Below are 20884 nucleotides of genomic sequence, written 5' to 3' on the forward strand. Positions count from 1 at the left end.
CTCCCTAACTTAGCGCGCCTGGTAATAGCGCAAATTCATGGTGACAGCGGGGTTGGCGCCGACGTCATAATGAAAACTCAAGAGCCGCCAAGCTCCGCTCAAGTGAGTTAGCTGTAACAATTCACTCCAGCTATGTTCCGTTAGCTCGAGTTGGAGGTCCTGATGCTGCCACCAATGTTCAGTGGTCAGCGGATGCTGCTGGGTGAGCAATAAGTTCGCCGACCTAGGTAATTGCGAGGCAGCATCGGTTTGCTGTGGCCAAGGCCATGTATCTGCGAGTCTTAGCGGCGCAACGATATCATTCACCAAGACCTGCTCCACTAGCGCACTGCCCCGACTCGAGCTGACTTGCCAAACCGCGTCGAGCTGCAATTGCAATTCAGCTAAAGTCGCAAAATCAGCTTGATAATTTGCACTGAGCTTGCCATCACTCTGCAACTGGACCTTCGTCAGACGCCAACCACTCACGCTTTGTAATTCTTCAAGTGCAGCAGCAAGCTGCGATGCCAGCGCCATACCCAAACCAGCCGGTCTTAATTCAGCCACCTCAGCAGTGAGTGGCGCCGCTTGCGCAGCGGCTTCTTGCTGTAAATCAAAACTTAGCCAGAGGCCCAAGCCAACCAGCACGAGTGCACACACCAAAAGTTGCCAAGGCCGCCAAAAGCTCACTCCTGGCAGCGGCTTAAAACGATAACGGCGACAGCCCTTGAGCGTATCTCCAAGTGGTGTTTGTTGCGCCTCAAATGCGATTCCTGCAGCCTCTAATTGTTTCGCTAGAGGATGCTCTGGCGCCTCGATAAGTTGCAAAGGCAGTGCCGCTGTCTGATTGCCATCGAGTTGCCACAAAGTTTGCAATTGAGCGAGGTCCTGAGCAGTGCGACCCAGTTGAATGGCGCCACATAATTGGCCTTGGTTCCACCTGACCCAAAACAATCGATCTGAACTCGAAATCAGAATCTGTGCCCGTTCATGAGCTTTAAACCGCTCCACGATAAGAGCTAAGCGGTCTGCATAACGCTTACCGCGCTCAGCCTCAATACAACTTACCCAATAGCCGCCTTTTACCCGAATACTGTGATAATGGTTAAAGCCCAATTGCCGTGCTTCCTCCAGCACCTGTCGCAGTGCCCTGGCGTTAGCGGCCTGTACCCGCCAGCATTGTTCAATCCAGTGCCAAGTTGGAGCGTGTTGACGCATCGGCTAGCCCTCAATAATTCGTGGGGTAATCAACAGCAAAGTCTCGGTTTGTTGTTGCGATTGTTGATTCCGCCCACCTAACAACAAGCTCAACCAAGATTCTTGTTCCTGAGTGGTTTCCCGATGTTGTTGTAAGCCAGACAACAGTAGCGTTTCGCCATCTCCCACCCGCGCCTTCATAAAGAACTTTTTGCGCTGTGTATGTGGCGTTTGAATTAATTGCTCACCGGAGCGAACCTCATCGATTGCTTGTAAATCGGAAATTTCACTGGAGAGCTGCAAAATCACCTGGTCTTGCTGAATACTGGGGAGCAAATACAGCTCAAAACCCGTCGTCACAACCCCTGGCTCTAATGTGGTCGAGGTCCCAACATTTGCAGTTGCGACACTGCCAGCTGCGGCTAAATAGGTGGCGTTATCTTCGAGCACTAATTTAGCGATCTGGTTATTAAGGCTCAGTAAGCGCGGCTGCTTACGACTATTTACCCTTCCCTGCTCTTGCAAAGCCTCGAAAAATACTTGGCTCCCTGCGGCGCGCCCGCTTTGTTGAGTCCAACTTAATTGGCTACCGAGCACTCCGCCACTGGTAAAACTGGCAGAAGAGAGTGCCAATTGGCCAGAGCCACTGGCGGTCTCGAGCAACGCCTGCCAATCAATGCTGAACTGCTCGTTCTGGTGAAAGGTTACCTCGATGATTTGCACATCGATTGCAACTTGACGCAGTAGTCGCTCATTTTGCTCGGCGAGATAGCGTGCGACGCGTTCCATTCGTTGCGGTGTATCGCGCACTAGGACAGAGGTTGAACTTTGATTCAATTGCACCGTGCCATGTGCTGATAGCAATAATTTTAGGCCAGCCTCGAGGTCGCGCCAGACCGAGAGTTCATCATTGCTAAAGTTTAGGAATTGGTCGCTAGTTTGGGTGAAAGCACTCCGCTCGGTATTCCCTTGAGTCCGCTGTTGCTGATTTTTATTCCCCAAAAAGTACTGGGTCGAACCATTTAGGAAAGCGACATCGAAACTACGGAGTTGATATTTACTCCAGCTAATAAAATCACGACCGAATTCAAGATGAAACCCAGTTTGTCGCTTCAGCTCAGCCAGTAAACCACCGAGCGAGCCATGGTATTGCAATGAAATTGGCCGCTCTAATTCAGGGCGGTCAATAAAGTCAACGCGGATCTCATGGGCGGCAAATGTCTCGTGCACTAACGCGGTAAAACCTATCTCTGTAACCGCTACAGTGACAGGGCGATGAAACCAAGCAGGTTGTGACAATTCATCAGGTGATAAACTCGGTACCCAAAACTCATCTTCATAAGCCACAGTCTGAGGTTCGCCCCGCAGCGCCAACGCTTGTTGCTGCGCTTTAGCTAATTGCTGCTGCAGTTCAGTTGGTGGGGTTGAATCCGCTTGCGGTTGACTACTGCAACTGAACAGTAAAGTGGTCGCAGTTGCGAACAAAATGAAGTGGGGGCGCATCAGCTTTGCGCTCCGCGATAGCTAAGCCGCGCACTGCGATTGGCGTAAATGGTAAGTTGAATCCCGTAGGGTTTCAGGAGTCGCTGCAGTAGCTCACCCCAACTCGGTGCATCAAGCCGCATATCAGCGGGCCAGCGGTGATGGGGTGAGATTTGCCAATCGATCCAATCGACCTCGAGATGAGCTCGAATAAGCTGCTCGACTTGGGGTTGCAATAAACCTTGGTTGAGTTCAGCACTGACCGCTGGCTTAGACTCAGAAAGCGGAGTTGGCGTACTCGCTGCGAGTGTTTGCCAAGCTGCCGCAATAGCAAAGGGCGCGCATTGCTGTGCTTGCAGTGGTGCCGACATCAAGCTCAGGAAAAGCCCTGAGCTGACGCCGACGAGGACCTGGGTAAGCCCTTGAGTTGGTTTAAGAACCATGTGACCTCCTTGTACACCCGGTATTCCATCCGTGAAATACCCTTTCAATCTAGTGCACTGAGATCAACTCAACAAGAGCGCAAAAACGTCTTGTGCTGTAAATTATTTCTTCGCTTTAGTTTTTGCTTTCGACTTAGCCTTGGCTTTCGGCTTGGCTTTTTTCTTTGGTGCTTCGACCTGTTGCCACTCACCATCGCGATAATACGCTTGCCAACCGGTTTGCTTACCGTCCTGCTCAGTCACCACATACTGCTCTTTCTGCTTGCGACTATAGCGGACAATTGCCTCGTTACCCTCAGCATCAGCTACGGGAGCCTCGGCAAGATAATGAAACTTCGCTGGAATACGATCTTTAAAGCGCTTCAATTCGGCAACTTTTACCGCCCGAGTCTCCCGTGATTTCGGGAAGGTATTGGCCGATAAGAAAATACCCGAGGCGCCATCACGCAGCACGAAGTAAGCATCCGATTGCTCACATGGTAACTCTGGCAGTGGCACAGGGTCTTCTTTCGGTGGCGCTGGCTGACCATTTTTAAGCAATTTACGGGTGTTTTTACATTCGCTGTTGGTACAGTCGAAATACTTCCCGAAACGTCCAGTTTTGAGCTGCATGTCGCTACCACAGCGATCACATTCAAGGACCGGACCATCGTAACCTTTGATGCGGAATTCGCCCTGCTCGAGCAACTGCCCCGAACAGCTCGGATTGTTCCCGCAGACATGCAATTTGCGGTGCTGGTCGATCAAATAGCTGTCCATCGCGGTACCACATTTTGGACAGCGTTTCTTCGCCCGCAACGCAGTGGTTTCAGCTTCTTCATCATCGCTTACCGCAATCGCCTCTTCACCCGGCAGCAAGTTCATGGTTTGCGTGCAGCGCTCTTTGGGCGGCAATTCATAGCCCGAACAGCCTAAGAACACCCCGGTGCTGGCGGTTCGAATCCCCATCTTGCGGCCACAGCTTGGACAGTCGATATCCGTTAACACCATCTTATTGCCACGCATACCCCCCTCTTCCGGAGGGAGCTCGGCTTGTTCAAGTTTTTTACTAAACTCGAGATAGAACTGATCGAGGGTTTCTTTCCAGTTCCTCTTGCCTGCTGCAATATCATCGAGGGCCTGCTCCATTTCGGCAGTGAAGTTGAAGTTCAGCAGGCGCGAGAAATTCTCGACTAAGCGGTCATTGACAATTTCACCCATTTTTTCTGCGAAAAAGCGGCGATTCTCAACGCGTACATAGCCGCGATCTTGAATCGTTGAAATAATCGCGGCGTAGGTCGAAGGACGTCCGATTCCACGTTTTTCTAGCTCTTTAACCAATGACGCTTCGCTAAATCGAGCCGGTGGCTTGGTAAAATGCTGTTGCGGATCAAGCTCAAGCAAATCCAATACTTGCCCAGGTTGGACATCAGGCAAGGTCGTCTCTTCGCTCTTTTTCGCACTCGCTGGCGGTTGCACTTTGGTCCAGCCAGGGAAACGCAGAACTCGCCCACGCGCTTTTAACTCATAATCACCCGCAGCAACCGTCAAGGTTGTTGCATCGTATTGCGCTGGGGTCATCTGACAAGCAACAAATTGGCGCCAAATGAGTTCGTATAGACGCTGCGCATCACGCTCCATATCTTTTAGTTGCTCAGACCGTACCGACACGTTAGACGGACGAATCGCCTCGTGCGCCTCTTGCGCGTTTTGCTTCGAGCCATAAAAGTTCGGCTTAGCCGGCAAATAATCCGCGCCGTATTGCTTTTCAATAAACTCGCGACAATGATAGAGCGCTTCTTGGCTCAAATTGGTCGAGTCAGTACGCATATAGGTGATATGACCCGCTTCGTATAAGCGCTGCGCCAGCATCATGGTTTTCTTTACCCCAAACCCGAGCCGAGTGCTCGCTGCTTGCTGCAAAGTTGAGGTAATAAAAGGTGCGGATGGACGGCTACTGGTCGGCTTATCTTCGCGTTCACGGACGACATAATTAGCTTGTTTGAGCGCTGCAACCGTGCGTTCGGCGGCTTCTTGGTCCACCGCTTTAAAGGGTTTGCCAAGATAACGCTGGACCTGCATCCGCAGTGATTCAGCTTTGGCCGCCCGTAAATCGGCATAGATATCCCAATATTCTTCTGGAACAAAGGCCTTAATCTCGCGCTCACGTTCAACAACCAAGCGCACTGCAACTGATTGCACTCGACCTGCGGATAAGCCACGGGCAATTTTCTTCCACAGCAGTGGCGACACCATAAAGCCCACCACCCGATCAAGGAAGCGCCGAGTTTGCTGAGCATTTACTCGGTCAAGGTTAACCTGCGCGGGGTGTGAGAAGGCATCCTGAATTGCATTTTTGGTAATCTCGTTAAAGACGACACGCTGGAAGCGCTCGTTCGGGCCGCCAATAAGCTCGCGCAAATGCCACGCGATAGCTTCTCCTTCGCGGTCCAAATCCGTTGCGAGATAGACTTTGTCAGCTTTGCTGGCAAGCTTTTGTAATTCTGCCACCACTTTTTCTTTACCGGGCAGAACTTCGTAGTGGGCTTCCCAGTTGTGGGTGGGATCAATACCCATACGCGCCACCAGCTTTTCAAATTCGCGCTGTTTCTTATAGGCAGCTTTCGCCTCATCTGACATCTTACGAACTTCAGCTGCGGGCTTAGCTTTAACACTTTCCACGGTCCGAGTCGGTAAATCTCGAACATGGCCGACACTCGATTTCACAATAAAATCGTTGCCTAAATATTTATTTATAGTCTTCGCCTTAGCAGGCGACTCGACAATAACGAGTGATTTGCTCATGAAGCTCTCTAGTATCCTGATAACCTATGGAAGTACAGGTTTCTTTTTTTAGATATATCTGTTCTATAAGCGCGACACAACCACTGAGATCAAAATTCATAACCATGCGATACCAAGCAATATCTATTCAAATTGCCCCGCAGCCCTTGATTTAGTTGATCATTTGCGAGTTACAAGTGGCTTAAACTGTGCGTATAATAGCGGCAAAATTAACCTATGCAAGCCAAATCAAGGAAGCTCATCATGCGCAATGTAGAAGTAAACTTCGACGGACTCGTCGGGCCAACCCACAATTACGCAGGCCTTTCTTACGGTAATGTTGCCAGTTTATCGAATGCAAGAGCCACCTCTAGCCCACGCTCAGCGGCGAAGCAAGGCTTGGAAAAAATGAAGGCTTTGCATGACCTCGGCATGGTCCAAGGTGTCTTTGCGCCGCACCAACGTCCTGATATTGCAGCCTTACGCCGACTCGGCTTTACCGGAACGGATGCGGACGTGCTACAACGTGCAGCCGCGGATGCTCCAGAAATTTTTCAAGCCGTCTGCAGCGCCTCGAGCATGTGGACCGCTAATGCGGCGACCGTCTCACCTGGTGCCGATACCGCTGATGGTCGAGTCCATTTTACTCCAGCCAACCTCACCAATAAATTCCATCGCTCGCTTGAGCCACGCACCAGTGGTCGTATTTTGCAGGCCATGTTTAGCAATGAGCGTTACTTCAAGCATCACGAACATTTGCCTGATAATGAGCATTTTGGCGATGAAGGGGCGGCTAATCATACCCGTCTTTGTAATGATTATGGTCATGCCGGCGTCGAGATCTTCACCTTTGGTCGCTATGCATTTGATGGCAGTAAGCCAGCTCCACAACGTTTTCCTGCGCGGCAAACGTTCGAAGCCTCAGCCGCAATTGCACGATTGCACGGGCTTGATCCAGACCAAACGGTTTATATTCAGCAAAATCCCGCAGTGATTGACCAAGGTGTATTTCACAATGATGTGATCGCTGTCGGTAACCAAAACGTGCTCTTCTATCATCAACAAGCGTTTCTCGATACGGACGCGAAACTCGCCGAAATTCAGCGTAAATTCGGCGATCATCCGCTGCATTTTATTGAAGTAAAAGACCATGAAGTATCGGTTGCAGATGCTGTTGCGACCTACTTATTTAATACTCAGCTGATTTCTCTCGGCGAGGGTCAGATGGCCATTATCGCGCCTACCGAGTGCCAAGAAAATGAGCGCGTTGCCGCCTACTTAGCTGAACTCATCACCCGCGATACCCCTATCCGTCAAGTCCATTATTTCGATGTAAAACAAAGCATGCGCAATGGCGGCGGTCCGGCGTGTCTGCGCTTGCGGGTTGCCTTAAATGAAGATGAGTTGGCAGCAGTGAATCCTGCGGTATTGATGAGTGATAGCTTGTTTGAGCGCCTCAATCAATGGGTCGACAAACATTACCGCGATGAGCTGGCGGTTGCTGATCTAGCCGACCCACAGTTGCTCACTGAAACTCAAACTGCACTTGACGAACTGACGCAAATTCTCAAGCTTGGTAGCGTCTATCCATTCCAACTCGAAGGCTGAGCTGGCAACAAGATGAAGCGGACTTAATCGTCCGCTTCGTTATGTAATTCTAGGTTTGCGTCTTCACTACCAGCGGCTGCGCTCTTGGCAAGATCATTGCGGGAAGCATCAAGTCGATCAAGATAGTCGGTGTCGATGTCACCGGTAATATATTCACCGTTGAAGACCGAGGTTTCGAATTGCTCGATCGCTGGATTTTCTTGCTGCACCGCGGCAATCAGATCGCTCAAGTCTTGATAGATCAAACCATCGGCCTTGATGAGTTCATTGATCTCATCCACTTCTCGCCCGTGTCCAATTAACTCTTTCGCACTTGGCATATCAATCCCATAGACGTTCGGGAATCTGATTTCCGGGGCTGCTGAGGCGAAATAAACCTTCTTGGCTCCGGCTTCACGGGCCATTTCAATGATCTGCTCAGAGGTGGTGCCACGGACAATACTGTCATCAACCAACAGGACATTCTTACCGGCAAATTCCGCGCTTATGGCATTCAGCTTTCGCCGTACTGATTTACGCCGCAAGGTTTGCCCTGGCATAATGAAAGTACGCCCGATATAGCGGTTTTTGACGAAGCCCTGCCGATAAGGTTTATCTAACACACTGGCAATCTCAAGGGCGATATCGCAACTTGTTTCAGGGATCGGAATGACCACATCGATATCAAGATCAGCGTACTCGCGCTTGAGCTTTTCACCCAATTTGCGTCCCATATTGACCCGTGACGCATAAACAGAAATTTTGTCTATAAATGAGTCCGGGCGCGCAAAGTAAACATATTCAAAAATGCATGGCACATGTTTGGGATTATCTGCACATTGGCGCGAAAACAATTGGCCATCATTAGTGATATAAAGGGCTTCACCCGGCTCCACGTCGCGGACATAACGGAACCCAGTTCCATCAATCGCGACGCTCTCCGAAGCAACAATATATTCCTTGCCTAATTCACTGTCGCGCTCACCGAGCACGAGCGGACGAATGCCATGTGGGTCACGAAACGCAACTAAGCCTTGCCCGATGACCATAGCCACCACTGCATAACCACCTTTAATTTGGCGATGGACACGACTGATGGTGGCAAATACATCTTCTGCGGTCAGGCTCCAACACTTTTGCTGATAGAGCTCGTGGGCGAAAACATTGAGTAAAATCTCTGAGTCAGAGGTGGTGTTAATATGCCGACGCGCTTGCTCAAACAGTTGCTGCTGCAATTCACCGGCATTGGTTAAGTTGCCGTTATGGGCCATCGCAATACCAAATGGAGAATTCACATAAAACGGCTGTGCTTCAGCTGAGCTTGAACTGCCGGCCGTAGGATAGCGCACATGGCCAATCCCAATATCACCGGTTAAACGGTGCATATGGCGAGTGTGGAAAACATCGCGAACCAAGCCATTGGCTTTCCGTAAGCGCAAGGTTTGACCATCCACGGTCATAATACCGGCGGCATCCTGGCCGCGATGCTGAAGCATGGTTAATCCATCGTAAAGCGCCTGATTGACTGGCCCTTTACCTACTATACCTACTACACCACACATGTCAGTTAACCCTCGTTAAACTTGCTTCGGAAGAAAGCTTGAAGAGTTCTCGAGATATTCGAAGAACCACTGAATAAAAATGCCAAAATGCGGGATGAGCGTGGAGTTTTGCCACCACTCGCTGCTCGCTAAACCGGTAAATGAATCCATAAAGAACAGCACCGCGCTAACAATCAAAACACCGCGAAGTGCGCCGAATACTGCGCCGAGCACACGGTCTGTTCCAGTCAATCCGGTCGATTCAACCAGTTTGCCAACAATGAAATTGATGATGGCACCGACGATTAAGGTAACGATGAAGAGCGCAGCAATCGCCGCCGCGTTGCGAATAAGCTCGTCTTGGATGCCGGTAAAGAAAACTGCGAGGTCGACGTAGTACCAGCTAGCGATAAAAAACGCGACAATCCAGATTGCCAAAGACATCGCTTCGCGGACAAATCCGCGCGTGAGACTGATCAGGGTAGATAACCCAATCACCACTAGAATTGCATAATCGATCCAGACCATAAGGAAAGATCCATTGGCTGCTTAAAAACGCGCGAAGTGTAGCAGAAATATACGCTGATTTCGCCTAATTTTTTACTTAAGGCTCAAACCGAATCACTTCACCATTTAATTGTGTGAGCTTTTTCAACGCCGGTAATTGCGCCTCTAATTCGCTTTGCACTAGCCCCGGTCCTACCATGAGTTTGGTGAGTTCACGGCCGTTGCGCTGAATTTTCTCACTATAGGCTGGATAGCCTTTTGCCGTGAGTGTTGCGATCAAACGCTCGACTGATTCGGGGTTACTGAATACTCCAAGCTGAATGGTCCAGCCCGGTTCAGCTAGACTCACATCTGTTGGTTCACGATCCGGTGGCGGGAGCTGTTCAGCAGCTGATGCACTCACTGTGGGCGCATTCACTGCCGTCACCTCGACCGTCTCGGCAGGAGTCTGTACGGGCGTAAACTCCTCCTCGGCAGGAATGGTCTTGACCTCTTGCGCGGTCACCTCAACCTCAGGCTGCAACGGCATCGTCTCGAACTGCTCACGCTGTTGTTGCGGCTTACCATCAAGTAGCTCAGGCAGAATAATCACCGCCAAGGCAATCAGAATGACGCTTCCGACAATTCGATTTTGTAATGCAGTCGCCATAGATCACTTCTCCAAAGGAATTTGCGCTACAGTGTAAAACGAGCCAAACACCAATACCAGAGGCATCTGAGTTTGCTTCTTGGCGGCTTGACAGGCTTGCGCAAAAGCAGCTTTAACACTGTCACAACAGACGAAATTCTGCGCTGCTGGTAAAGCCGCAGCCAGTTGCTCTGCCGTGGCCGCGCGCGCTCCAGTCAAAGATCCTAAAAACCAACGATCAATCTGCTCAGTAAGTTCAGCCAAGGTTCCGGCGATGTCTTTATCATGCAACATCCCGACGACCGCATAAACCCCGGCTTGTTGAGCTCGGGAGTCATGTTTGAGTTGTTCCGCGAGAAAGTTTGCTGCGTGCGGATTATGGGCCACATCAAGGAGCACTTCGACGCCGTCAATGTGCACCCGCTGCAAGCGCCCTGGTTCCCGCGCTTGGCTCAACCCAGTTGCAATCGCTTCGGCACTGACAGCAAGCTGACCGGCTTCTAGCGCGGCTAAGGTGGTCGCAGCATTCGGCAGCGGTAGTTGGGGTAAGGGTAACTCGGATAAGCGCGTGTCTTGGCCAACAAAAGTCCAGGTGTCATGGTTACTGCGCTGGTAGTTAAACTCATGCCCAACGCAACGCGGCTCGATCCCATTTGCGCGAAGCTGCTGTAACACAGCAACAGGAAAATCCGGTTCACCGATAATTGCGACTTTATTAGGTCGAAAAATACCGGCTTTCTCAGTGGCTATCAGGCCTCGATCATTACCGAGGAACTGTATATGGTCAATGCCAATGCTGGTGATAATCGCCACATCAGGGTCAATAATATTGACCGCATCTAGGCGCCCCCCTAAGCCAACTTCAAGAATCCATGCATCGAGCTGTTGCTGCTGTAACAGCCACAGCGCGGCAAGTGTCCCAAATTCAAAATAAGTCAGCGAGATATCGCCTCTTGCCGCTTCCACCGCAGCAAATGCAGCAACATGTGCGGCATCATCAAGCTGCTCCCCAGCAATTCTTACGCGCTCGTTATACCGTTCAATATGCGGCGAGATATAGACCCCAGTGCGATAACCTTGAGCACTGAGAATGCTCTCTAGCATGCGCACCGTGCTCCCTTTACCATTGGTCCCTGCAACGGTATAAACTTGCGCCTGTGGCCGTTCAAGTAAACGTGCGGCAACTTGGGCAACCCGAGTTAAACCAAGCTCAATTTGTTGGGGGTGGATTGCCTCAAGATAACTTAGCCAGGCGTCGAGCCCGGCTGCAGTCGTTGGCGCTGCGGGCACAGACTCAGTCATTTACTTCGTCAGCGAGCGCCGGAAGGTGTTGGAACTTAGCCAGTAAAGCGGCAATTTTATTGCGCATCTGACGGCGATCGACAATCATATCGACGGCACCATGATCGACCAAAAACTCAGCGCGTTGGAACCCTTCTGGGAGCGTTTCACGCACGGTTTGCTCAATGACTCGTGGACCGGCAAAACCGATGAGTGCTTTGGGCTCAGCGATATTTAAATCGCCCAACATCGCTAAACTGGCAGAAACACCGCCCATAGTCGGGTCAGTTAAAACCGAGATAAATGGAATCCCTTCTTCGCTCATGCGCGCCAAAATAGCAGAGGTCTTCGCCATCTGCATTAAAGACAACAGCGCTTCTTGCATGCGCGCGCCACCAGAGGCAGAAAAACACACTAATGGAATACGCTCTTGCAAACACACTTCAGCGGCTTTGACAAAGCGAGCACCCACTACTGACGCCATTGAGCCACCCATAAAGTTAAACTCAAAGGCCACCGCAACAATCGGCATACCCTTTAAGCGCCCTTGCTGAGCGATCAACGCATCTTTTTCGCCAGTCGCCTTTTGCGCCGCCGCGATGCGCTCTTTATATTTTTTCGAGTCTTTGAATTTCAGGACATCTTGCGGCTCAAGTTCAGCTCCGATCTCGACCCCAGTACCCGTATCAAGGAATGTCTCGAGCCGTCGCCGCGCAGTAATTCGCATGTGGTGGTCACATTTGGGGCACACATTCAAGCTACGCTCGAGATCTGCGCCATATAGAATCGCATCACATTGAGTACACTTCGCCCACACTCCCTCAGGGATGTTCCGACGTTTGCCACTTTTCGGCTTAGCAAGAATTCGCTCAATCCAGCTCATTAAAATCCGTCCGATTTAGGGTTTAATAAGGCCATATTAAAGCACACAAAGCAGGAGTATTGCAGTAAAAAGTGGTCGAATGACTGACCTCAATCACCTATCCAAAGTGGCCCGAGACGAGTTTGCGGTAGTTCAAGTTCAGCCGGATAGTCTACTGCGACTAAATATAAGCCATGGGGTTTAGCGGTTGCTGCCGCCAAAGTTCGATCGCGCGCATGCAGTAACTCGGCAATCCACTCAGTTGGCCGTGCACCACGCCCGACCTCAAGCAAACTGCCGACAATATTGCGGACCATATGATGCAAAAAAGCATTGGCGGCAATATCCACAATAATAAAATCGCCTTGGCGTTTGACCTGTAGGTGGGTGACGTTGCGATTGGGCGAATTCGATTGGCACTGTGCGGCCCGAAATGAACTAAAGTCTTGCTCACCGAGCAGTGCTTGCCCAGCAACTTGCATCCGCTCCGCATCAAGCTCGAAATGATAGTGACTGACGCCATGCGAATGGATCCCCGGACGCAATTTGGTATTGGCAATCAGATAGCGATAGCGGCGTCCTGTCGCGCTGAATCGCGCATTAAAATCTGCCGGTACCGGCTTGGCCCAACGCACAGCCACATCATTTGGCAATTGACTATTCACACCGAGTGTCCAAGCCGCCATATTGCGCTTGGCTGTGGTATCAAAATGCACCACCTGTCCGGTTGCATGCACGCCCGCATCGGTGCGACCGGCGCAGGTTAATTCAATGGGATGATCAGCAACTTTGGCCAGTGCTTGTTCTAACACTTGCTGAACGCTTATGACTTCTTGCTGACGTTGCCAACCATAATAACGCTGACCATCATACTCAACGCCCAGCGCAATGCGCTCTGTCATCGTCCGCTTCTACCCTCAAGCTGTTGGATTAATTCAGCAACTTCACGGTCGACCTCAGCATCATCAGTCACACCGATCTTACGGAGCATTTCCAAGGCTTCGTCGCTCTCACCCATCTCGATGTAGGCATGCACAAGGTCAAGTTTGGCCAGCACATCTTTATCGGCTGGAGCAGCGGGCTCTGGCTCATCATCGGTTTGCTCGACTTCGCCTAAGACATCACTGACATCTTCAGCCCGATAGAGATCTTCTGCTTCATCGCTCGCTTCTGCCTCGGCTTCTTCGAGTAACTTTTCAATGGGAACGAACTCTTCGTCAGAGTCATCTAACTCAATTTCAGTACTGCTCTCGACTTCTGTCTCGATTTCAGTCTCAGTGTCAGGCTGCGGCTCAAGTTCAAGTGATGCTTCAGACCAGTCAATATCATCAAGATCCGCGAGCAGAGGGTCGTCTTCAGCGACAGCTAGCTCGTCCGATTCATCGGCTGTTGCTGGCGTATCCTCAAGTTCTGCTATTTCAACTTCTGCTTCCGCAGGTTCCTCTTCGAGACTGTCTACTGCTATAGCATCTGCCGCCGCAGTATCCGTTTCTTGCTGTTCTGGCTCGAACTGCGCGAGTTCAAAATCCAAACTTTGCTCTTCATCTGAAACTGGCTCTTGCTCTGGCTCATGCTCTGCCTCTTGCTCTGGCTCTTCTTCGACAAAGGTTTCACTGGTCGCTGCAATAGCCGCTCCCGAACCGTTCGCTTCATCAATGGCCGTATCAAGCTCAGCATCAGCTTCAACCTGTGGCTCAGCTGTAGCATCGACATTAGTATCCTCATCACGCCGCTTATTCTGCACATCATGATAGGTTCCATGCTCTTCTTTGCTCAGGCGACGCACGTACCAAACATACCAAATGACCAAAATCAGAATGACCGGCACAGCGATTGCAAGCCAAAGTTGCGGCGGCTGCATTAGCCATTGGAAAAAATCAGGACTGGTTTGCTTCGGCACGCTCGCTGCACGCACTGGCGTCTCAACCACAGCGGGTTGAGTTTGAGGTTCCGCTGCTTCCACTACTTCAGCCTGAACCGTTACCTCTGGTTCAGATTCAGGTTTAGATTCAAGTTCAGGTTCAGGCTCTGGCTGCGCCGCTACTTCTGGCTCAGCTGTCACTTCCGGCTCTGGCTGTAGTTCTGGCTGCAGTTCTGGCTCTGCCGCTTGCTGTGCGGTTAGCTCTGCACGGGCATCTTCGGTGACTTCAGCGGCCATGCGTTGTAATTCGATTTCAGCCTGCCGCTCCACATCGACAGATTCTTGCAGCGCCTCAAGTTCACTGGTTACTCTCGCCAAATCAGCTTGGAGCTCACTATTTTGCTGTTGCAGGCTCTCAATTAAAGCGATCGATTCGGCCAGTTGGTCACGCATCGCTTGCATTTCTTCTTCAGCGAGAGGGTCTACCGTGACGATTGCCTCAGAGTTTTCATCCGCAGCAGCGACGTCCTCAGCAAGCGCCTGCTGTTGGGCCTGCTGCGCTGCGCGACCAACATAGGTGCCAGTTTCGTCCAGGCCTGAGTTAATTTGCGGGATATCGAGGTAATACCCATCGAGCATCCGATCCGGTGAATTATTAATAAACACCCGCGGATTATTGGCGACGATTAAATCCATCATCGCATAAACACTTAAGCCGCGCTTTTGGCCATAATAGGTGGCGATAGTCCAGAGTGTATCGCTCGAAACAATCGGACCGAAGCGGTCATCTTGCCAACGTGATACCGTCGCCGAGCTTTGCAGCATCGTCAATTGCGGCAATAATCGCAATTGACCATGTGCAGTCTGCGCTCCAACTAACGCAGTCAAACATACTGCGCTCGCAAGGAAAATTCCTGCTGTTTTTATCGCCACCCTGAACATCTGCTTGCAGTCCTTTTATTCTCGTTTTTATTGTTGTTGCGCTCTGTTATCTCACAGATAATCGCGTAATAAAAGTTCAGCGATTTGAATACTATTAGTCGCTGCGCCTTTGCGAATATTGTCACTGACTACCCACAAGTTAAGCCCTTGTGCATGCGAAATATCATTCCGAACTCGGCCAACATAAACCGCATCATGGCCAGCGGCATTGTCGACCTGCGTTGGATAATCTTCGCGTGCCTCAAGTAACACAACGCCCGGCGCCTCGCGCAGCAACTGCTTTGCCTCTTCAGCATCCAGCGGTTGCTGGGTTTCGATGTGAATCGCCTCAGCGTGGCCAAAGAATACCGGCACCCGCACCGCGGTCGCGTTCACTCTAACCTCATCATCGCCGAGTATTTTTTGGGTTTCCCACACCATTTTCATTTCTTCCTTGGTGTAGTCGTTATCCAAAAAGACATCAATTTGCGGAATGCAGTTGAAGGCGATTTGACGCTGGAACTGCTCCACTTCTACGCCTCGCCCGTTGAGCAATGATGCAGTTTGTTTGGCCAGCTCATCCATCGCTTCTTTGCCCGCCCCCGAGACCGATTGATAGGTCGCGACATTGATGCGCTCGATACCGACCGCTGCGTGAATCGGCTTTAACGCCACCAGCATCTGAATCGTCGAGCAGTTTGGATTGGCGATAATATTGCGATTACGGAAGTCAGCAAGGGCTTCTGGGTTGACCTCTGGGACCACCAATGGCACCTCTGGCTCATAGCGAAACTCAGAGGTGTTATCAATCACCACACAGCCGGCTTCCGCTGCACGTGGGGCATAAATACGTGAAATCGCCCCCCCGGCAGAAAAAAACGCAATTTCAACTTGGCTCCAGTCAAAGTTCTCAGCATCTTCAACCGTCAACGTCTCGCCGCGAAATTCGACCTCGGAGCCAGCCGAGCGCTGACTCGCCAAAGGAAACAGTTGCCCAACTGGGAACTCACGCTCAGCGAGAATTTCCATCATCTGTTGCCCAACCAAGCCGGTTGCGCCAAGCACTGCAACATTAACTGTCCGCGTCATCATCTTCCTGCTACCTGTAAAAATTGTTGTACCTGTTGCCACCGCTGCAAATCGGTCGAATTCAAATCAATCAGCTCGAGGCTCGCTAATTCCGCCCGCGCTGGATAACTTTTCCGCAGTTGATCAAAAGCTTGTGGGCTCAGGTCTGAACCTCGTAATAGCTTATCATCATAGCGAACATCATAAATCGAGAGCAGCGCCGACGCTAGCGTTTGTAGTGAGAGTTTTTCGCCCTTTACCGAATATTGATAAACAGCCTGTGGTAGGCGCTGAGCAACTTGCGATGCCAACTCGGGTAACTCAACCTCAAGCTTAAAATCTCGCACCAGCTGCTGCATGAGACGCAGTGCACCCCCTACTTTACCGGCGACACTGTGGCCCGCAATATGCGCAGTGGCATATTGCACCAGCGCCAGTAACTCACGATTCAGTTGCGGTTCATATTCCCAAACATCGAGCGCAACGGTTAACTCTGGAGTTTTTTGTAACTGCTCTAACAGCGCTTGCTCAGCCACCACTGAGCCGCGACTGGCATTAATTAACAGTGCGTTGGCGTGCAATTGGCTTAACGCTTCTGCGTCAATTAAATGATGGGTCGCATGAGTGCCGGCGCGAGTGAGCGGCACGTGACAGCTGATCACATCGGCGCTCAAAACGCGCTGCCAGTCACGATGAACAGTCGAATCACCCTGCTGATAACGGGGCGGATCGTAACATTCAACTTGATAGCCAAATGCCCGCAAGCGGGCCGCTGCAGCCGTTCCCGTATTACCCGCACCAATAATCGCTGCGCGTAACTGCCCTGACGGGTTGGGTAATTCACCGCGCCGCATGACTTCAGCGGCGACCACACTGGCCACATAGTCGCCGACTGCGCCAGCATTGACACCTGGAGTTGAGTAAAAGAGGATACCGCGTTCGCGCAAGGCGTCTGCAGCGACATGGTCGGTGCCAATGGTTGCCGTACCGAGCCAGCGCAAGCGCGGAGCTTGCGCCAAAAGCGCGCTATCGACTTGGGTAACTGAGCGAATCAATAAGGCTTCTGCTTGCGCAAGTTGTGCCGCGGTTGGCGTGCGCCCCTGATACCATTGCACTTCGAAGTGCTCGGGATAGCAGTCGAGCAACTCGGCCAAACCAGTCATGTTGGCATCTGCCAAAATCGAAATCATACGCTGCAGAGTTCTTCGCTTCGTGAGTTAATGAAGTGAATTGTACTACAGCCTCTCGAGCAGACAAAAAAAAGCGCCATAATGGCGCTTTTTCATCTCAATCGAGGTTTGATCACTCACCTTGATAGCGCTGAATGATCAAGGTTGCATTGGTCCCACCGAAACCAAAGCTGTTTGACATCACTGTGGTCAGCTTCGCAGCTTGTGGTTCACGGACAATATTCATATCCGCCGCGGCTGGGTCAATGGTCTCAATATTGATCGACGGTGCGACAAAATCATGATTCAACATCAAGATCGAATAAATCGCCTCATGCACACCCGCAGCACCTAGCGCATGTCCGGTCATTGCTTTGGTTGCACTGATCAAAGGTTGCTTCTCAGGGAACACCGCACGCACAGCTTCAAGTTCTTTCACATCACCCACTGGAGTACTGGTACCGTGAGTATTGAGGTAATCAATCGGCTGATCGACGGTGGCCATCGCCATTTCCATACAGCGAATTGCGCCCTCACCAGATGGTGCCACCATATCGAAACCGTCAGAGGTTGCACCGTAACCAACAATCTCACCATAGATTTTCGCGCCACGCGCTAAGGCAGTTTCCAGCTCTTCAATCACTAAAATACCGCCACCACCAGCTGGAATAAATCCATCACGATCTGCATCGTATGTGCGCGAGGCCTTGGTTGGCTCATCGTTATATTTCGTGCTGAGCGCCCCCATGGCATCGAATTCCATTCCTAAAGTCCAGTGCAGTTCTTCCCCACCGCCAGCGAAAACTCGATCTTGTTTACCAAACTGAATCAGCTCTAAGGCATGACCGATACAGTGTGCCGACGTTGCACAGGCAGAACTAATGGAGTAGTTCACACCCTTGATTTTAAATGGCGTGGCCAAACAGGCGGAGGTCGTCGACGCCATGCAACGCGGAACCATATACGGCCCAACTCGCTTCACCCCTTTCTCACGCAAGGTATCCGCTGCGGCGACTTGCTGCTCACCGGAGGCGCCACCTGAACCAACCACTAAGCCGGTTCGTGGATTCGAGACCTCTTCTTCGCTCAAGCCTGCATCTTCAATCGCTTGCGCCATGGCAATGTAGGCATACGCTGCCGAGTCACCCATAAAGCGCAACGCTTTACGATCGATATGGTCTTTCGGGTCCAGCCGCACCGGCGCCCACACTTGGCAACGCAAGCCCATATCGGCAAATTCTTGGGAGTACTCAAGCCCCGACTTACCCTGCTTGAGTGAATCGAGAACTTCTTCTTGATTTAAGCCGATACTCGAAACGATTCCGAGTCCGGTAATGACTGCTCTTCTCATGCTAATATCCTGTCTTGCTGAGCGCTGCTGTATGGTAGCCTAGTTCAGTTAAAAAGTGGTCTGCTTTCCGCTTTTTTACGCAAATTTAGGTAGAATAGTTCCATTCTCTATCCATTACGATTGATTACGTAGGTTGTCATGAGCGGAAACAAGCAAACGCGTCCCGAGCCCGCACAAATTCAATTCAATGAACTTGGTTTGCCCGTTGCGACCCAATTTGATGACGTCTATTTTAGCAATGATGGCGGCTTGGCGGAAACCCGTTACGTATTTTTAGCGCAAAATCAGCTGCCTCAGCGCTGGCAAGAACACCCGGCAGGCAGCTTTGTTATTGCCGAAACAGGATTTGGTACCGGGCTGAATTTTTTGGCGACATGGCAAGCTTTCATCGCTTCTGCCCCTGCTACGACGCGTTTACATTTTATCTCGTTTGAAAAATTCCCATTGCAGCGAGCTGAACTTGCTCAAGCTCTGGCTCATTTCCCTGAACTGCAAGCTTTGGTCACGGAATTGCTTGATGCCTACCCCAGTCCCGAACCAGGCTGCCACCGACGCGTGTTCGCTGGTGGCCGTATTACCCTCGATTTATGGTTTGGTGATTTGCTGGAGCAATTACCGGACTGGTTGCCAACAGCGCAGGCTAGCGTGGACTGCTGGTTCCTTGATGGCTTCGCGCCGGATAAAAACCCACAAATGTGGCAGCCGGAGTTATATCACGCCATGGCACAAAGTAGTCGCGGGCAGGCCACCTTCGCCACGTTTACTGCCGCCGGCGCGGTCCGCCGTGGGCTCCAAGCAGCGGGTTATGAGGTGACTAAAGTTAAAGGCTTTGGCCGCAAGCGCGAGATGTTATGCGGACAACTGCAGGCAGCAAGCACAGCCAGCGCCCCCGACGAGGTCATTATCATTGGTGGTGGAATCGCCGCAGCAAGCTTAGTGCAAGCACTGACGCGTAGGAATATCAAAGTCTGCCTGCTGCAACGGGGCTGTGCTGATGGCGCCTCAGGCAATGCTCAAGGCGCGGTCTATCCCCTATTACATGTACAGCGGAGCCCGCTGGCCCAGTTTTTTGTTGCCGCATTTGGTTATGCGCGCCAGCACTATCAGCAGAAATTGCATCATAACTGGCATGAAAGCGGAGTATTACAACTCAACTTCACTCCCGAGCGAGCGGCACGCGCGGAGCAAATTGCCCAGGTTTATGCAGCTGAAACGGTACAATTATGGAGCCCAGAGCAAGTGCAACAGCATTGGCAGCAGCTACCTGCGCAAACCGCACTTTGGTATCCACAAGGCGGCTGGCTCGCACCTGCGCCTGCGGTCGCACAGTTACAGACGCCAGCAACAAAGTGCCAGCATGCCAGTGTGACAGACATCAGCACAGGTCAACAAAAGCGCTGGCACGTGCGTTGTGCTGACGGCAGTGCATATGAAGCAGACTATGTGGTGCTAGCGACAGGAGCAGACTTAGTGGATTGGCTGCCCCAATTTGGCATCGAGCTGCAAAATGTCCGTGGTCAGGTAAGTTACGTAAACAGTAGCGCCGCCACTCAAGAGTGCCCATCGGTGGTTTGCTACAAGGGCTATTTCACCCCTGTGCTAGACGGTCAACACTGTGTCGGTGCAACCTACGCACGCCAGTATGACCGAAGCAAGGCGAGACAAACTCAAGTTGCGGATGACCAAGAAAATCTTGCCACGTTACAGAGCAATTTAGCCCCAATGACATGGCCAAGCGAACTTAAAGTGGTTCATCAACGCGCCTCTGAGCGCAACACCAGCCGCGACCATTTGCCGATTATTGGTGAGCTCAAGCCTGGTTTGGCGGTCATTGGCGCGCTGGGCTCGCGGGGCTACACTGCTGCGCCATTAGCAGCTGAGATCATCGCCAGTCATTGGTGTGCAGAGCCACAGCCGCTTGCTGCCGAACTTATCGAGCGGCTTAAACCGCAACGGCTGCAAGCTTCTCCATAAAAGCGGCGATATGAGCTTGGTCAGCCGGGCTAAGCTCATGTTTCGCAGCAGTAACTGCAGCTTCTAAAGCTGGCATGAGGGCCTCTACTTGCGCATCATTGGCTAGCTCTAGTTGGGCCACAACTAAATCAAAATGACCGCGCAGATAGCCACTGGCAAACAGTTCGTCATCGCTGGTCGATTGCACGGCTTGGTCAAAGACCGCTTCAAGTTGCGCAACATAATGCTGAAACGAGGGATCGGCAGACATCGAAAATCCTTGTGATCAGT

17 protein-coding genes are annotated in these 20884 nt (G+C 51.4%); 2 read left to right on the forward strand and 15 right to left on the reverse strand.

Features of this window, described 5'->3' with window-relative positions; genetic code table 11:
* Positions 1-9 precede the first annotated feature (9 nt).
* The 4 genes from CWI83_RS04305 to topA all read right to left on the reverse strand — a co-directional run bounded on the left by CWI83_RS04305 (position 10) and on the right by topA (position 5885).
* On the reverse strand, positions 10-1197 hold the full coding sequence (locus tag CWI83_RS04305) for a hypothetical protein (RefSeq protein WP_126826236.1): 1188 nt from the start codon (positions 1195-1197) through the stop codon (positions 10-12).
* Between the two features lie 3 nt (positions 1198-1200).
* The gene (locus CWI83_RS04310) at positions 1201-2679 is read right to left on the reverse strand and encodes a hypothetical protein (protein ID WP_126826239.1); all 1479 of its coding nucleotides are present in this window, start codon (positions 2677-2679) and stop codon (positions 1201-1203) included.
* Complete coding sequence (locus CWI83_RS04315; protein WP_126826242.1) at positions 2679-3101, reverse strand: hypothetical protein; 423 nt, start codon at positions 3099-3101, stop codon at positions 2679-2681. The genes CWI83_RS04310 and CWI83_RS04315 overlap by 1 nt, the downstream gene beginning before the upstream one ends.
* Before the next feature lie 102 nt (positions 3102-3203).
* Entirely contained in the window at positions 3204-5885 is a 2682-nt protein-coding gene (topA, locus tag CWI83_RS04320; protein ID WP_126826245.1) for a type I DNA topoisomerase, read from the reverse strand.
* Positions 5886-6128: 243 nt separating this feature from the next.
* Between topA and astB the strand changes: the two genes are divergently transcribed.
* Positions 6129-7472, forward strand: coding sequence for an N-succinylarginine dihydrolase (astB, locus tag CWI83_RS04325; RefSeq protein WP_126826248.1), 1344 nt, complete (start codon positions 6129-6131; stop codon positions 7470-7472).
* 23 nt (positions 7473-7495) lie between these two features.
* On the opposite strand, the gene purF is transcribed toward astB, so the two are convergent.
* The 10 genes from purF to fabB form a co-directional block, all read right to left on the reverse strand.
* Entirely contained in the window at positions 7496-9013 is a 1518-nt protein-coding gene (purF, locus tag CWI83_RS04330) for an amidophosphoribosyltransferase (RefSeq protein WP_126826251.1), read from the reverse strand.
* Positions 9014-9028: 15 nt separating this feature from the next.
* Positions 9029-9520, reverse strand: a complete 492-nt coding sequence (locus CWI83_RS04335) for a CvpA family protein (RefSeq protein WP_126826253.1) — start codon at positions 9518-9520, stop codon at positions 9029-9031.
* 76 nt (positions 9521-9596) lie between these two features.
* The gene (locus CWI83_RS04340; protein WP_126826255.1) at positions 9597-10148 is read right to left on the reverse strand and encodes an SPOR domain-containing protein; all 552 of its coding nucleotides are present in this window, start codon (positions 10146-10148) and stop codon (positions 9597-9599) included.
* A gap of 3 nt (positions 10149-10151) precedes the next feature.
* On the reverse strand, positions 10152-11429 hold the full coding sequence (folC, locus tag CWI83_RS04345; protein ID WP_126826258.1) for a bifunctional tetrahydrofolate synthase/dihydrofolate synthase: 1278 nt from the start codon (positions 11427-11429) through the stop codon (positions 10152-10154).
* Complete coding sequence (accD, locus tag CWI83_RS04350) at positions 11422-12291, reverse strand: acetyl-CoA carboxylase, carboxyltransferase subunit beta (RefSeq protein WP_126826261.1); 870 nt, start codon at positions 12289-12291, stop codon at positions 11422-11424. Before accD ends, folC begins: the two co-directional genes overlap by 8 nt.
* A gap of 89 nt (positions 12292-12380) precedes the next feature.
* Positions 12381-13172 carry a tRNA pseudouridine(38-40) synthase TruA gene (gene truA / locus CWI83_RS04355; protein ID WP_126826264.1) on the reverse strand — a complete coding sequence of 264 codons (792 nt, stop codon included), beginning with the start codon at positions 13170-13172 and terminating at the stop codon, positions 12381-12383.
* Positions 13169-15064 (reverse strand): FimV/HubP family polar landmark protein, encoded by a 1896-nt coding sequence (locus tag CWI83_RS04360; RefSeq protein WP_126826266.1) that lies wholly within the window; start codon positions 15062-15064, stop codon positions 13169-13171. Before CWI83_RS04360 ends, truA begins: the two co-directional genes overlap by 4 nt.
* Before the next feature lie 60 nt (positions 15065-15124).
* The gene (locus tag CWI83_RS04365; protein ID WP_126827395.1) at positions 15125-16141 is read right to left on the reverse strand and encodes an aspartate-semialdehyde dehydrogenase; all 1017 of its coding nucleotides are present in this window, start codon (positions 16139-16141) and stop codon (positions 15125-15127) included.
* Positions 16141-17310: a 4-phosphoerythronate dehydrogenase gene (locus tag CWI83_RS04370; RefSeq protein WP_126826269.1), complete on the reverse strand. Its 1170-nt coding sequence runs from the start codon at positions 17308-17310 to the stop codon at positions 16141-16143. The genes CWI83_RS04365 and CWI83_RS04370 overlap by 1 nt, the downstream gene beginning before the upstream one ends.
* Positions 17311-17422: 112 nt before the next feature.
* Positions 17423-18640, reverse strand: coding sequence for a beta-ketoacyl-ACP synthase I (fabB, locus tag CWI83_RS04375; RefSeq protein WP_126826271.1), 1218 nt, complete (start codon positions 18638-18640; stop codon positions 17423-17425).
* A gap of 138 nt (positions 18641-18778) precedes the next feature.
* On the opposite strand from fabB, the gene mnmC reads away from it, so the two are divergent.
* Positions 18779-20614 carry a bifunctional tRNA (5-methylaminomethyl-2-thiouridine)(34)-methyltransferase MnmC2/FAD-dependent 5-carboxymethylaminomethyl-2-thiouridine(34) oxidoreductase MnmC1 gene (gene mnmC / locus CWI83_RS04380; RefSeq protein WP_126826274.1) on the forward strand — a complete coding sequence of 612 codons (1836 nt, stop codon included), beginning with the start codon at positions 18779-18781 and terminating at the stop codon, positions 20612-20614.
* On the opposite strand, the gene CWI83_RS04385 is transcribed toward mnmC, so the two are convergent.
* On the reverse strand, positions 20583-20864 hold the full coding sequence (locus CWI83_RS04385; RefSeq protein ID WP_126826277.1) for a YfcL family protein: 282 nt from the start codon (positions 20862-20864) through the stop codon (positions 20583-20585). The two genes, mnmC and CWI83_RS04385, sit on opposite strands and share 32 nt — an antisense overlap.
* Positions 20865-20884: the final 20 nt, after the last annotated feature.

The organism is Pseudidiomarina taiwanensis (assembly GCF_003987435.1).
Classification (GTDB): domain Bacteria; phylum Pseudomonadota; class Gammaproteobacteria; order Enterobacterales; family Alteromonadaceae; genus Pseudidiomarina; species Pseudidiomarina taiwanensis.

What these genes read in the sequence shown, in the direction of transcription:
- CWI83_RS04305 (WP_126826236.1), bottom strand. Translation starts at nt 1,197, where the DNA reads ATGCGTCAACACGCTCCAACTTGGCACTGGATTGAACAATGCTGGCGG.
- CWI83_RS04310 (WP_126826239.1), bottom strand. Translation starts at nt 2,679, where the DNA reads ATGCGCCCCCACTTCATTTTGTTCGCAACTGCGACCACTTTACTGTTC.
- CWI83_RS04315 (WP_126826242.1), bottom strand. Translation starts at nt 3,101, where the DNA reads ATGGTTCTTAAACCAACTCAAGGGCTTACCCAGGTCCTCGTCGGCGTC.
- topA (WP_126826245.1), bottom strand. Translation starts at nt 5,885, where the DNA reads ATGAGCAAATCACTCGTTATTGTCGAGTCGCCTGCTAAGGCGAAGACT.
- astB (WP_126826248.1), top strand. Translation starts at nt 6,129, where the DNA reads ATGCGCAATGTAGAAGTAAACTTCGACGGACTCGTCGGGCCAACCCAC.
- purF (WP_126826251.1), bottom strand. Translation starts at nt 9,013, where the DNA reads ATGTGTGGTGTAGTAGGTATAGTAGGTAAAGGGCCAGTCAATCAGGCG.
- CWI83_RS04335 (WP_126826253.1), bottom strand. Translation starts at nt 9,520, where the DNA reads ATGGTCTGGATCGATTATGCAATTCTAGTGGTGATTGGGTTATCTACC.
- CWI83_RS04340 (WP_126826255.1), bottom strand. Translation starts at nt 10,148, where the DNA reads ATGGCGACTGCATTACAAAATCGAATTGTCGGAAGCGTCATTCTGATT.
- folC (WP_126826258.1), bottom strand. Translation starts at nt 11,429, where the DNA reads ATGACTGAGTCTGTGCCCGCAGCGCCAACGACTGCAGCCGGGCTCGAC.
- accD (WP_126826261.1), bottom strand. Translation starts at nt 12,291, where the DNA reads ATGAGCTGGATTGAGCGAATTCTTGCTAAGCCGAAAAGTGGCAAACGT.
- truA (WP_126826264.1), bottom strand. Translation starts at nt 13,172, where the DNA reads ATGACAGAGCGCATTGCGCTGGGCGTTGAGTATGATGGTCAGCGTTAT.
- CWI83_RS04365 (WP_126827395.1), bottom strand. Translation starts at nt 16,141, where the DNA reads ATGACGCGGACAGTTAATGTTGCAGTGCTTGGCGCAACCGGCTTGGTT.
- CWI83_RS04370 (WP_126826269.1), bottom strand. Translation starts at nt 17,310, where the DNA reads ATGATTTCGATTTTGGCAGATGCCAACATGACTGGTTTGGCCGAGTTG.
- fabB (WP_126826271.1), bottom strand. Translation starts at nt 18,640, where the DNA reads ATGAGAAGAGCAGTCATTACCGGACTCGGAATCGTTTCGAGTATCGGC.
- mnmC (WP_126826274.1), top strand. Translation starts at nt 18,779, where the DNA reads ATGAGCGGAAACAAGCAAACGCGTCCCGAGCCCGCACAAATTCAATTC.
- CWI83_RS04385 (WP_126826277.1), bottom strand. Translation starts at nt 20,864, where the DNA reads ATGTCTGCCGATCCCTCGTTTCAGCATTATGTTGCGCAACTTGAAGCG.